This is a genomic window from Streptomyces glaucescens, assembly GCF_002154375.1.
GTDB lineage: Bacteria > Actinomycetota > Actinomycetes > Streptomycetales > Streptomycetaceae > Streptomyces > Streptomyces glaucescens.
In genome coordinates, this window is record NZ_MUND01000131.1 from 1 (window position 1) to 12468 (window position 12468).

Genomic DNA, 12468 nt, shown 5'->3' on the forward strand with positions numbered 1-12468 from the left:
GTGGCTGGTCGCGCAGTTCCCCGCGCCCCTTCCGTGGGACCGGACGGCGTCCCCGGTGCCGGTGGACGGTGGCTCGTCGCGCAGTTGCCCGCGTCCCTGGGGAGCCGTTGGTTCGCCGGGGGCGGGCTCGCGCCTTCTGGGGGTACAAGGTGGTCCGGCCCCCCGCCGTAGGGCCGGACCACCTCCACCGACCCGCTGGTGGGGGCGGGTCAGTGGGTCTCGGTCAGCCCGGACTCGTCCGTCCCGGCTTCCTCGCCGCCGTCCTGCTCGTCGGCACCGGTGCCTTCGTCCGCGCCGCCTGCCTGGTCACCGGCGCCCTGCTGTCCGTTTTCGGCGCCGCGCTGTCCGTTCCCGGCCCCCTGCTGCTGGTCCTCCGGGCCCTGCTGCTCGCCCGCGGCGCCTTCCTCGGCGCCGTCAGCGCCCTCCTCCGCGCCGCCGGCGCCTTCCTCAGCGCCGCCGGCACCCGCCGATCCGCCGGCGCCGTCCAGCGTCGCGCCCACCGCCTCCAGCGCGGTGGTGACCGGCTGGAAGAACGTCTCCCCGCCGACCGTGCAGTCGCCGCTGCCGCCGGAGGTCAGGCCGAGGGCGAGGCCGTCCTGGGTGAACATCGCGCCGCCGCTGTCGCCGGGTTCGGCGCAGACGTTCGTCTGGATGAGGCCGGTGACGGTGCCCTCCGGGTAGTTGACGGTGGCGTCGAGGCCGGTGACCGCGCCGTCGGCGAGGCCCGTGGTGCTGCCCATGCGGAACACCTGCTGGCCGACGGTCGCCTCGGCCGCCCGGAGGATCGGGACGCGCTGGCCCTCGGCGTTCACCTCGCTGGGCGCCTCGGTCGCGGGGTCGTCGTACCTGACGAGCGCGAAGTCGCCCTGGCCGGGGAAGACGGCCTGGTCGACGGTGCCGATCGGGGCTCCGCCCTGGGTGTCCGACCACTGGGCCGCCGCGACGCCGCAGTGACCGGCGGTCAGGAAGGCGGGGGTGCCGTCGCCCGCGGTGACGTTGAAGCCGAGGGAGCAGCGGGCGCCGCCGCCGAAGATGGCGTCGCCGCCGGAGGCGAAGGTCTTGAAGGTGCCGGTGGACTTGCGCAGGGTCGCCATGCCGGGCCCGAGCTCGCGCACGGTGGACTCCACCGTGTCCCAGTCGCCGCCGGTGACGGTGCTGTCGGCGGTGACGAGGATCTTGTTGCTTCTCGGGTCGACGGCCCAGGCGGTGCCGGGGATGGTCGCCTCGCTCTTCAGGGTCTGTGCGGCGGCCTTGAGTTCGGCGGTGCTGTTGTCGACCTCGCGTACCGCCGCGCCCGCCTTCTTGGCCTGGACGACGAGCTGGTTGTTGTCGCCGACCACGTTGACGACGAGCTGCTGCCGGCCGGCGTCGTAGTAGGACCCGGCGAAGGCGTCGCCGAGCAGGCCGGAGAGCTGGGCGGCGAGGTCCGAGGCGTCCGCGGCCTTCAGGATCCTCGGGGCGGCCTTGGTGTCCGCCGTGCCGTCCTGGGACGCGTTGGCGTTCGGCAGCAGGAGGGCCGCCGCTCCGAGCGCCGCCACGCCGCCGACCGCCAGCACGGCCTTGCGCTTCGGAATTCGCTTGTGACTCAAGACTTCTCGACCTCCTGGGGGGACCGGGTCCGTGCCGCCGGTGGCGGCTGTTGGGGGGGGCGCCTGGATGGCCAGTGGTACGCAGGACGGGTGCGCGGCGTTCAATCGGGTGTGCGACACCGGCCGGATCGCGGTGCGGATCGAGGGCTGCGGGGAAAGGTCCCCTCATGACGATGACCACGGCCGATGCCGAGAAGATCCTCTCCGCCAACTTCGCCCCCTGGGTGCTGGAACTGGGCCTCAGGGTCGAGGCGTTGGGCGACGACCGGGCGACGCTGCGGCTGCCCTGGTCGGACCGGCTGGCACGAGAGGGCGGCGCGCTGTCGGGGCAGGCGCTGATGGCCGCGGCGGACACGACCACGGTGATCGCCGTCTCGGCGGCGCGGGGCGGCTTCGTGCCGATGACGACCGTTCAGCAGTCAACGTCGTTCCAGCGCGCGGTGACCGGCGCGGACGTGCTGGTGACGGCGGTGCTCACCAAGCTGGGCCGCCGGATGGCGTTCGCCGACGTCGCGATGAGGGTGGAGCCGTCGGGGGATCTCGCGGCGCAGGCGAGCACGGTGTACGCGCTGCTGGGCTGACGCGGCCCTCCACGCCCACCCGGGCCGTCACGTTCCGGGGACATCCGGTGACGGTCTGTTCCGATCACGGAGCGGAACGAAGGCTTCAGGGAATCTGCACATCGCGCGCCCAACCGGCTCACCGGACGCCGCGGATGGACACACCTCCGCGCGGCCGGTCACGCCTTTGGGGCGGGTGTGCCGGATTCGCCGCGCGGACGACAAGAGGCGGCGTGCGCCGATGCCGTGCGGCATGTGAAGAAGTCGCCGACACGGCGTGCGCACACCTGCACGGATGCGCCCCTATGTGAGACAAACCCGCTGGTGGGAAGGGTGGTTGAGTGGAGGACGAAGGTCGCCGCGTGCTTTGATCCATCGCACCGCGGGGGCCGCGAGGGGCGCCCTGCACGGGGCGCCCGGCGCCCGCGGTCGCGGCCGTCCATCTGTCCCCAGAGGGGGCCGCTCCCCCCTTGTGAAATACCCATACGAAGGGAAGTTCCATCATGAACTCCACCCCCCAGGTTGAGACCGTCGAGATCTCCGACGCCGAGCTCGACAACGTCTCCGGCGGCCTGCAGGTGAACGCCGTGGGCACCGTCACCGGCCTGGTGGAGGGCATCGCCCCCGTTTCCGGCCTGCTCAACACGGCCGTCGGCACGGTCGAGGGTGTCACCGGCCTGAACACCGCCCCGGTCACCAGCCTGGTCGCCGGTCTCTGATCGCACCCCAGGGTGCCCCGCCGAGTCCCGGAGCCGTGTCCCGGCTCCGGGGCTCTTCGGATGCCGTCACGCGTTCGCGGCGTCCCGTGATTCGCGCAGTCCCCGCAGTTCACCCGGTGAGGGAAGTTCCGTGCAGTTCCGCCAGCAGGCCCTCGCCAGGCTCCAGTCCCCCGAGGAGCTGGACCTTCCCGTACGGCTCGCCCGTCCGCAGGGCTGGCTCGTGCTGTCCGTGACGGTGATCGCGATGGCCGCCGCCTCGGTGTGGGCGGTGACCGGCAGCGTCTCCTCCACCGTGAGCGCACCCGCGATCCTCACCCACGGCCAGGGCAGTTATGTCCTGCAGAGCCCCGTCGCGGGCCAGGTCACCGCCGTCCTGGCGGAGGAGGGCGAGCGGCTGCCCGCGAACTCCCCGGTGCTGAAGGTGCGTACCGCCGAGGGCGAGACCGTGGTCCGCACGATCGCCGCGGGCCGGCTGACCGCGCTCGCCGCGGCGATCGGCCAGATCATCTCGACCGGCGCGAACGTGGCCGCCGTGGAGAAGGTCACCGCGAAGGACGCCCCGCTGTACGCGACGGTGTACGTTCCCGCCGAGAACGCCTCCGCCGTCCCCGCCGACGCCCCCGTGGACCTCACCGTGCAGACGGTGCCCACGCAGGAGTACGGCGTGCTGCGCGGCCATGTGGAGTCCGTGGACCGCACGCCCCAGACCGCCCAGCGGATCGGCGCGTTCCTCGGTGACCGACAGCTCGGCGAGCAGTTCACCGAGGACGGCCGTCCCGTCGCCGTACTGGTCCGCCTGGACCGGTCCGCGTCGACGGAGAGCGGGTACGTCTGGTCGACCACGGACGGCCCGCCGCACCCCCTCACCTCCATGACCCTGGCCACCGGCTCCATCCGCCTGGCCGATCAGCGCCCCGTCGATTGGCTGCTGCCGTGACCACCACCGCCGAGGAAACCCGGGGCCGCCGCCGGGCCGCCCCGCCGCGGCGCACGGTCCCCAAGGGCCGCCGCCGCACCGTCCGCACCCCCACCGTGCTCCAGATGGAGGCCGTCGAGTGCGGCGCCGCCTCCCTGGCGATGGTGCTCGGCCACTACGGCAGGCACGTTCCGCTGGAGGAGCTGCGCATCGCCTGCGGTGTCTCCCGCGACGGCTCGCGCGCCAGCAACCTGCTGAAGGCGGCCCGCAGTTACGGCCTGACCGCCAAGGGCATGCAGATGGACCTGGCCGCACTCGCCGAGGTCGAGGCGCCGGCGGTGCTGTTCTGGGAGTTCAACCACTACGTCGTCTACGACGGCATGGGCCGCCGTTTCGGCCGTCGTGGCGTGTGGGTCAACGACCCCGGCAAGGGCCGCCGGTTCGTGCCGATGGAGGACTTCGACGGCAGCTTCACCGGCGTGGTGCTGGTGATGGAGCCGGGCGAGGACTTCACCCGGGGCGGGCGCAGGCCCGGTGTCCTCGGTGCGATGCCCGCCCGGCTGCGCGGCACGGCGGGCACGCTGCCCGCGGCGGTGCTGGCGAGCCTGCTGCTGGTGCTGGTCGGCGCGGCGGTGCCGGCGCTGAGCCGGACGTACATCGACATGTTCCTGATCGGCGGTCAGACCTCGCTGCTGGGCGTGCTGTTCACGTCCATGGGCGCGTGTGTGCTGCTGACGCTGGTGCTGACCTGGCTGCAGCAGGCGAATCTGCACCACGGCAGGATCATCTCCTCGACCCTGTCCAGCGCCCGCTTCCTGCGTCATCTGCTGCGGCTGCCGGTCACCTTCTTCTCCCAGCGCAGCCCGGCCGACCTGGTGCAGCGGCTCCAGTCGAACGACGCGGTCGCCGAGACCCTCGCCCGCGACCTGGCGGCGGCGGGCGTGGACGCGGTGGTCGTGGTGCTCTACGCGGTGCTGCTGTACACGTACGACCCGCAGCTGACGTTCGTCGGCGTCGGGGTGGCGCTGCTGAACATCGTCGCCATGCGGGTGGTGATCCGGCTGCGCGCGACCCGTACGGCGAAGCTGCGCGCGGACAACGCCCGGCTGACGAACACCGCGTACTCCGGCCTCCAGCTCATCGAGACGATGAAGGCGACCGGCGGTGAGGACGGCTACTTCCGCAAGTGGGCCGGGCAGCACGCGACCACCCTGGAGGAGCAGCAGCGGCTCGGCGTGCCGAGCGCCTGGCTGGGTGTGGTGGCGCCGACGCTGGCCACCCTGAACAGCGCGCTGATCCTGTGGATCGGCGGTCTGCGGGCCATCGAGGGCCATATCTCGGTCGGTCTGCTGGTCGCCTTCCAGGCCCTGGTCACCCGCTTCACCGCCCCGCTGACCCGGCTCAACGGCGTCGCGGGCCGCATCCAGGACTTCGCGGCGGACGTGGCCAGGCTGAAGGACGTGGAGAACTTCCGCGCGGACCCGCTCTACAGCCGTCCGGGCGGCGAGTCGACGCGGCGGCTGCACGGGCACGTGGAGCTGGAGAACATCACCTTCGGCTACAGCCCGCTCGACAAGCCGCTGCTGACCGGCTTCGACCTGACCGTCGGTCCGGGGCAGCAGGTCGCCCTGGTCGGCGGCTCGGGCAGCGGCAAGTCGACGGTGTCCCGGCTGATCGCCGGCCTGTACACCCCCTGGGAGGGTGTCATCCGGATCGACGGACAGCGCCTGGAGGACATCCCGCGCGGGGCCCTCGCGGCCTCCGTCTCCTTCGTCGACCAGGACGTGTTCCTGTTCGAGGGGACGGTCCGCGACAACGTGGCGCTGTGGGATCCGTCGGTCCCGGACGACGCGGTGGAGGAGGCGCTGCGGGACGCGGCGCTGTACGACGTGGTGATGCGCCGCCCGGGCGGCATCCGCAGCCGGGTCGAGCAGGAGGGGCGGAACTTCTCCGGCGGGCAGCGCCAGCGCCTGGAGATCGCCCGCGCGCTGGTGCGCCGCCCCAGCATCCTGGTGCTGGACGAGGTGACCAGCGCGCTCGACGCGGAGACGGAGCTGGTCGTGATGGACAACCTGCGGCGGCGCGGCTGCGCCTGTGTGGTGATCGCGCACCGGCTGTCCACCGTGCGCGACAGCGACGAGATCGTGGTCCTCCAGCACGGCACGATCGTCGAACGCGGACGGCACGAGGAGCTGGTGGCGCGCGGCGGCGCGTACGCGGCGCTGGTCAGGGAGCGGTGAGATGACGACGGTCGACGAGGGCGACCTGGTCCTGGGCGCCCTGGGCTCGCTGGGCACGCCGGTCGACGGGTCGGCCCTGACCCGGCTCGACCTGGAGGGGCCGCAGGTGCTGTGGCTGGTCGCGGCGGGCGCGCTGGACCTGTTCGCGGTGGACGCGGCGCAGCAGGGAACCTGGCATCACCTGGGCCGCCTGGAGGCGGGCACGCTGCTGCTCGGACCGGTCGCGGGCCCGCAGCACACGCTGGTGGCCCGTCCGGTGCGGGACTGCGTGGTGCACCGCATCGGCCTGCGCGAGCTGTACCAGCCGGCGGCCACCCAGACCTGGTCGTACGACGAGTACGGCAACCCGCAGTACGTGCCGCCGACGACGAGCCCGCTGGAGTACGCCCTCGCGCTGGGCGTCGGCCGCGGTCTGTCGGTGCTCTTCCAGGCGCCGATGGCGTCGGAGGGCGCGGCGGGGGTCGCCGACGACGACGTGTTCTGGATGCAGGTGCCGCCCGGCAGCGTCCAGTACGGCGCGCTGTACGGGGCGGAGGCCGCCGCCGATCTGCTGATGGACCCGGCCGTGTGGCAGAGCATGGTGGACCAGCAGTACCGCCTGCTGACCACGCTGGACCGCTGGATCGAGCAGCTGGAGCGCACCCACGAGACGCGCACCGCGGCCGGCATCAAGGCCGGTGAGCAGGTCCGCGCGCAGGCCGACCGGACGCTGCTGGCGGCCATCGGGCGCTCCTCGGAGCGGCGCGCCACGGCCGCCGACGCGGACGCCACCTACGCGGCGTGCCGGCTGGTGGCCCGGGCGGCCGGGATCGCGCTCGCCGACCCCGGACACGGCGGCACCGAGAGCGACCGCCTCGACCCGGTGGAGCGGATCGCCCTCGCCTCCCGGATGCGCACCCGGGCGGTCCGGCTGGACGGCGCCTGGTGGCGGGAGGACGTCGGCCCGCTGGTCGGCCGGCGGGCGCTGTCCGGGGCGCCGGTCGCGCTGCTGTGGCGGCGCGGCGGCTACGTGGCCGTCCATCCGGCGACCGGCCGGGAGACGCCGGTCGAGAAGGCGAACGCGGCCGAGTTCGAGCCGCGCGCCGTGATGTTCTACCGGCCGCTGCCGGACCGCCCGCTCGGCCCGCTGGGGCTGCTGCGGTTCTGCATGCGCGGCACCCGCCGTGATCTGACGGCGTTGCTGCTCAGCGGGCTGGTGACGGTGATGATCGGGGCGCTGGTCCCGATCGCCACCGGCACGGTGCTCGGCGAGTACGTGCCGAAGGCGCAAGGCGGGCTGATCGGACAGGTCTGCGCGGCGGTGATCGTCAGCAGTGTGGTCGCGGCGGCGTTCATGCTGCTGCAGAACCTGACGATCCTGCGGCTGGAGGGCCGGATCGAGGCGGCGCTCCAGCCGGCTGTGTGGGACCGGCTGCTGCGGCTGCCGACGAAGTTCTTCACCGGGCGTTCCACCGGCGAGCTGGCCGGCGCGGCGATGGGCATCAGCGCGATCCGGCGGCTGCTGGCGGGCGTCGGGCCCACGGTCGCCCAGTCGGTGACGGTCGGCGCGATGAACCTGGGCCTGCTGCTCTGGTACAGCGTGCCGATGGCGCTGGCGGCGCTGGGCATGCTCGTCGTCATCGCCGCCGTCTTCCTGGGCCTCGGGCTGTGGCAGGTGCGGTGGCAGCGGCGGCTGACGGTGCTGACCAACAAGTTGAACAACCAGGCGTTCCAGACCCTGCGGGGCCTGCCGAAGCTGCGGGTGGCGGCGGCCGAGAACTACGCGTACGCCGCGTGGGCGGGCGAGTTCGCGCGCAGCCGGGAGCTCCAGCAGCGGCTCGGCCGGATCAAGAACCTGAGCGCGGTGCTCGGCGCCGTCTATCTGCCGCTGTGCTCGCTGGTGATGTTCATGCTGCTCGCGGGTCCGGCGCGGGGCGCGATGTCGGCGGCCGACTTCCTCGCCTTCCACACCTCGGTGACCATGCTGCTCACCTCGGTCACCCAGCTGACCGGCGCGTTCGTGTCGCTGGTCGCGGCGCTGCCGCTGTACGAACAGATCAAGCCGGTGCTGCGGGAGCTGCCGGAGGTGCGCACGGCCAGCACCAGGCCGGGGCGGCTGTCCGGCGCGGTCGAGGCACGGCGGCTGTCGTTCCGCTACTCCGACGACGGGCCGCTCGTCCTCGACGACGTCTCGTTCGACATCCGGCCGGGCGAGTTCGTGGCGATCGTCGGCCCCAGCGGCTGCGGCAAGTCGACGCTGCTGCGGCTGCTGATCGGCTTCGACCGCCCCACCTCGGGCAGCGTGCTCTACGACGGGCAGGACCTGGCGGCGCTCGACCAGTCGGCCGTGCGGCGGCAGTGCGGGGTGGTGCTCCAGCACGCCCAGCCCTTCACCGGGTCGATCCTGGACGTCATCTGCGGCACCGAGCCGTACACCCCGGAGGAGGCGATGGCGGCGGCCGAGATGGCGGGGCTCGCCGAGGACATCCGGCGGATGCCGATGGGACTGCACACCATCGTCGCGGGCAACGGGGCGATCTCGGGCGGCCAGCGGCAGCGGCTGATGATCGCGCAGGCGCTGATCCGCCGGCCGCGCATCCTCTTCTTCGACGAGGCGACCAGCGCGCTGGACAACGAGACCCAGCGGCGGGTCATCGAGAGCACCAAGGCGCTGCGGGCCACCCGGGTCGTCATCGCGCACCGGCTGTCGACCGTGCTGGACGCCGACCGGGTGATCGTGATGGAGGACGGCAAGGTCGCCCAGCAGGGGCCGCCCGCGCAGCTCCTCGCCGACACCGGCGGGCGGCTGCACGAGCTGGTGCGCCGGCAGCTGGCCTGAATCCGGCGGGCGCGTCCGGGCGCGGGCGGCCCGCGGGCGCCGCTCCCCCGCCGCGCGGTGGTCCACGTGCCTCGCCGCGCCCTACCGTGATCACCCCGCCGGGGACTGGCGGGGTGGATATCCGGGTACCCGGACTGCCATGCGAATCAGCGTGGTGGACGTGGGCTCCAAGACGGTGCGGCTCGTCGTGGCGGACGCGGAGGGCGGGGTGCCGCTGCCCGTGCACACCGCCAAGTGGCGGCTGCGTCTCGCCGACGAGGTGCGGCCCGGCGCGCCGATCCCGCAGACCGCCGTCGACCGCCTCGCCGAGGCCGTCGCCGAGGCCGACCTGACCGCGGGCAAGTGGGGCGCGGCCGGGCCGCTGGCCTTCGCCACCGCCGTGGTTCGGGCCGCTCCCAACCGCCGCGAGGTGCTGCAGGCCGTGCGCCGGCGGACCGGTGTGGAGCTGTGCACGCTGCCCGGCGAGCTGGAGGCCGAGCTGACGTTCCTCGCCGCGCGACGCTGGATGGGCTGGCGGTCGGGGCCGCTCGCCCTGCTGGACATCGGCGGCGGCTCACTGGAGGTGGCGTTCGGCCGCGGGCGGCTGCCGGACTACGTGGCCTCGTTGCCGCTCGGCGCGGGCCGGCTGACCCACGAGTTCTTCACCGCCGAGGACCCGCCCCTGCCCGAGCAGGTGCGGGCGCTGCGCCGCAAGGTCCGCCACCAGCTGCGGGACGCCGGGGCCCGGATCCGCTGGGAGGGGCCGCGCACCGCCGTCGCCACCTCCCGCACGTTCCAGCAGCTCGGCCGGTTGTGCGGGGCCGCGCCGGGGCGGCACGGTCCGTTCGCCGAGCGGCAGCTGCGCCGCGCCGACCTGCGGACGGCGGTGGAGCGGCTGTCCGCGCTGCCCGCCGCCGACCGGGCCCTGCTGCCCGGCATCTCCGCGCCGCGCGCCGGGCAGAGCCTGGCCGGCGCGCTGGTCGCGCACACGGCGATGAAGGTGACCGGCCTGCGGTCGCTCACCGTCTGCCCGTGGGCGATCCGGGAGGGCGTGCTGCTGCGCCATGTGGAGGACGGCCCCTCCTGGTGGGCGGAGGTCTGCCGGCTCGACGAGGAATCCGCCGACGCCGAACCGGTGCCGCTGCGCATCGCGAGCACCACACCCTGACCCTGCGACAGGAAGGAGCGGCCCCGTGTCCGCCGACGACAAGCACTCCGACGACAAGAGCCGCCGGGAGAACGAGCCGGAGACCGCGTTCGAGGAGGTCCTCCAGGAGATCCTCGACGAGGAGAGGCAGGTGCGCGACAGCGACGAACAGCGGCGCCACCGGGGCGAGGCCGGAGAGGCCGTCACCCCGAACACCCGGGCGCAGAAGGAATCCGAGGGCGAGTGAGCGGTCCGGACGGCGGACGGGGCTCCGGCGGCCTTCGCCGTCGTGGTGGCCGGGCTTTCGGCTGATGGCCGGGTCTTCGCTGATGGCGGGGTCTTCGCTGATGGCGGGGGTGCGAGAGCGCGGACGGCCCGTACCGGGGTACCCGTCCGTCATGGAACACGAAGCACAGCGACTGCCCACGCCCCGCGGCCCCCTCTCGGCGGCCGTGGTGGACTGCCTGCGGGCGAGCGGCCCGGCCCCAGGCCCCGAGTCGGTCGCGGACGCGGCCCCGTACGGCGACGACCTCCAGCTGGCCCTGTATCTCTGCTACGAGCTGCACTACCGCGGTTTCGCCGGGGTCGCCCCGGAACGCGAGTGGGACCCGGAGGTGCTCCGCGCCCGGGCGGCGCTGGAGCGGTGCTTCCTGTCCGCGCTCCGGGCTGACGCCCCGGTGCACGACAGTGTGGAGGACGCCGTCGCCGATCTGCTGGTCGAACCGGTCGACGGCGCCGGCGTCTCGCACTTCCTGCGGGACGAGGGCGAGCTGTGGCACCTGCGCGAGTACGCGGCCCAGCGCTCCCTGTACCACCTGAAGGAGGCGGACCCGCACGCCTGGGTGCTGCCCCGGCTGCGCGGCCGGGCGAAGGCGGCGATGGCGGCGGTGGAGTTCGACGAGTTCGGCGGCGGGCGCGCCGACCGGGTGCACGCCCGGCTGTTCGCCGACCTCATGACGGACCTGGGCCTGGACACCACCTACGGCCACTATCTGGAGGAGGCGTCCGCGGAGGCGCTGGCCACGGTGAACATGATGTCCCTGTTCGGACTGCACCGCGCCCTGCGGGGCGCCCTCGTCGGCCACTTCGCCGCGGTGGAGATCACCTCGTCGCCCGGGTCCCGGCGGCTGGCGGAGGCGATGCGGCGCACCGGGGCCGGGCCGGCGGCCGAGCACTTCTACGACGAGCACGTGGAGGCGGACGCGGTGCACGAGCAGGTGGTCCGCCACGAGGTCATCGCCGGTCTGCTGGAGGACGAGCCGCAGCTGGCGCGGGACGTCGCGTTCGGGATCGACGCCACGAGCCTGGTGGAGGACCGCCTCGCGGACCGGCTGCTGTCCGACTGGCGGGCGGGCCGGTCCTCACTGCGCTCACGCACTTCTGATATCTCCCATATTTCCTGAATGGCCGGGTACTGGGAGGGGGTGAATACCTTCCTCGCACCCGGCGTCTACCGACCGCAGGAGGACACGTCCCTCCTCGCGGCGGCCTTGTCCGACGAGCCCTTGCCAGCGGACGCGAGCGTCCTGGACGTGGGCACCGGAAGCGGTGCGCTGGCCCTCGAGGCCGCGCGCCGCGGCACCCGTGTGACCGCCGTGGACGTCTCCCGGCGGGCGGTGTGGACCGCGTGGGTCAACGCCCGGCTGTCCCGGCTTCCGGTGCGCATCCGGCGCGGCGATCTCTTCGAGCCGGTGCGCGGACAGCACTTCGACGTGATCCTGGCCAACCCGCCGTACGTGCCCGCCCCTGACGGGGGGCGGCCGCCCCGGGGCCGGGCCCGGGCCTGGGACGCGGGCCGCGACGGGCGGCTGCTGGTGAACCGCATCTGCCGGGAGGCGCCCGGCCTGCTGCGGCCGGGCGGCGTCCTGCTGATGGTCCACTCGGCGCTCAGCGACCCGGACCGGACGGTGTCGCAACTGCGCGAGGCAGGGCTGAAGGCGGCCGTGACCCGGCGCTCCCGGATACCCTTCGGCCCGGTGCTGAGCGCCCGGGCGGACTGGCTGCGGGAGCGGGGCCTGCTGGGTCCCGCGGAGGAGAAGGAAGAGCTGGTGGTGGTCCGTGCCGAACTCCCCGTCTGACCGGCCCCGCCGGATCCGGGCCCGCCGCGAGGGGCCGATGCTCGTCGAGGGCCCGGTGGAGATAGAACTGGAGGACGGTACGACCGCCTCCTCCGACCGCTTCCGGGTCGCGCTGTGCACATGCCGGCGCAGCCGGCGGTTCCCCTGGTGTGACACCAGCCACCGCGACAAGGCGCGCGGCCACTGATCGAGAGGCCGGCGGGCGGCCCCACTCCGCCCGCCGGCCCCTGTCACGAGACCGCCCCGGTCCGTGACAGGAACCCGCACTCCCCACCTGCGGCCTCCTGCTGCCATCACGGCGCCGGCGCGATCCCGGCTTCTAGAACGCGTACACGCTGGTGGCGGTCGCGTTCATCACGCACTCGTTGGGAAAGGTGCGCTCGTAGGAGACCCGCTGCCCCTGCCAGACACCGTCGACGGTG

General features: G+C 73.7%; 12 protein-coding genes. 10 read left to right on the top strand and 2 right to left on the bottom strand.

The genetic code is table 11. From position 1 onward, the window contains the following. Positions 1-209: 209 nt before the first annotated feature. Entirely contained in the window at positions 210-1589 is a 1380-nt protein-coding gene (locus CCN42_RS09765) for a S1 family peptidase (protein WP_086734614.1), read from the bottom strand. 167 nt (positions 1590-1756) lie between these two features. Between CCN42_RS09765 and CCN42_RS09770 the strand changes: the two genes are divergently transcribed. The 10 genes from CCN42_RS09770 to CCN42_RS09815 all read left to right on the top strand — a co-directional run bounded on the left by CCN42_RS09770 (position 1757) and on the right by CCN42_RS09815 (position 12233). After that, positions 1757-2170, top strand: a complete 414-nt coding sequence (locus CCN42_RS09770) for a PaaI family thioesterase (RefSeq protein ID WP_086734616.1) — start codon at positions 1757-1759, stop codon at positions 2168-2170. Between the two features lie 482 nt (positions 2171-2652). Continuing rightward, the gene (locus CCN42_RS09775; RefSeq protein ID WP_043505630.1) at positions 2653-2868 is read left to right on the top strand and encodes a hypothetical protein; all 216 of its coding nucleotides are present in this window, start codon (positions 2653-2655) and stop codon (positions 2866-2868) included. Positions 2869-2998: 130 nt separating this feature from the next. Continuing rightward, complete coding sequence (locus CCN42_RS09780; protein WP_086734617.1) at positions 2999-3805, top strand: HlyD family efflux transporter periplasmic adaptor subunit; 807 nt, start codon at positions 2999-3001, stop codon at positions 3803-3805. Beyond that, the gene (locus tag CCN42_RS09785; RefSeq protein ID WP_086734619.1) at positions 3802-6024 is read left to right on the top strand and encodes an NHLP family bacteriocin export ABC transporter peptidase/permease/ATPase subunit; all 2223 of its coding nucleotides are present in this window, start codon (positions 3802-3804) and stop codon (positions 6022-6024) included. The genes CCN42_RS09780 and CCN42_RS09785 overlap by 4 nt, the downstream gene beginning before the upstream one ends. Before the next feature lies 1 nt (position 6025). Next, positions 6026-8842: an NHLP bacteriocin export ABC transporter permease/ATPase subunit gene (locus CCN42_RS09790; RefSeq protein ID WP_086734621.1), complete on the top strand. Its 2817-nt coding sequence runs from the start codon at positions 6026-6028 to the stop codon at positions 8840-8842. Between the two features lie 139 nt (positions 8843-8981). Continuing rightward, positions 8982-9989 (top strand): Ppx/GppA family phosphatase, encoded by a 1008-nt coding sequence (locus CCN42_RS09795; protein WP_086734623.1) that lies wholly within the window; start codon positions 8982-8984, stop codon positions 9987-9989. Between the two features lie 25 nt (positions 9990-10014). After that, positions 10015-10215, top strand: coding sequence for a hypothetical protein (locus CCN42_RS09800; RefSeq protein ID WP_086734625.1), 201 nt, complete (start codon positions 10015-10017; stop codon positions 10213-10215). Positions 10216-10366: 151 nt separating this feature from the next. Beyond that, entirely contained in the window at positions 10367-11371 is a 1005-nt protein-coding gene (locus tag CCN42_RS09805; protein ID WP_086734627.1) for an iron-containing redox enzyme family protein, read from the top strand. Further along, on the top strand, positions 11372-12046 hold the full coding sequence (locus CCN42_RS09810) for a HemK2/MTQ2 family protein methyltransferase (protein ID WP_086734628.1): 675 nt from the start codon (positions 11372-11374) through the stop codon (positions 12044-12046). After that, positions 12027-12233, top strand: a complete 207-nt coding sequence (locus tag CCN42_RS09815; RefSeq protein WP_086172272.1) for a CDGSH iron-sulfur domain-containing protein — start codon at positions 12027-12029, stop codon at positions 12231-12233. The genes CCN42_RS09810 and CCN42_RS09815 overlap by 20 nt, the downstream gene beginning before the upstream one ends. A gap of 132 nt (positions 12234-12365) precedes the next feature. On the opposite strand, the gene CCN42_RS09820 is transcribed toward CCN42_RS09815, so the two are convergent. After that, the coding region (locus CCN42_RS09820) for an SSI family serine proteinase inhibitor (protein WP_245877209.1) at positions 12366-12468 on the bottom strand (103 nt) is incomplete at its 5' end.

Coding starts and splice junctions, on each gene's coding strand:
- CCN42_RS09770 (WP_086734616.1), top strand. CDS start 1,757: ATGACGATGACCACGGCCGATGCCGAGAAGATCCTCTCCGCCAACTTC.
- CCN42_RS09805 (WP_086734627.1), top strand. CDS start 10,367: ATGGAACACGAAGCACAGCGACTGCCCACGCCCCGCGGCCCCCTCTCG.
- CCN42_RS09810 (WP_086734628.1), top strand. CDS start 11,372: ATGGCCGGGTACTGGGAGGGGGTGAATACCTTCCTCGCACCCGGCGTC.
- CCN42_RS09775 (WP_043505630.1), top strand. CDS start 2,653: ATGAACTCCACCCCCCAGGTTGAGACCGTCGAGATCTCCGACGCCGAG.
- CCN42_RS09795 (WP_086734623.1), top strand. CDS start 8,982: ATGCGAATCAGCGTGGTGGACGTGGGCTCCAAGACGGTGCGGCTCGTC.
- CCN42_RS09790 (WP_086734621.1), top strand. CDS start 6,026: ATGACGACGGTCGACGAGGGCGACCTGGTCCTGGGCGCCCTGGGCTCG.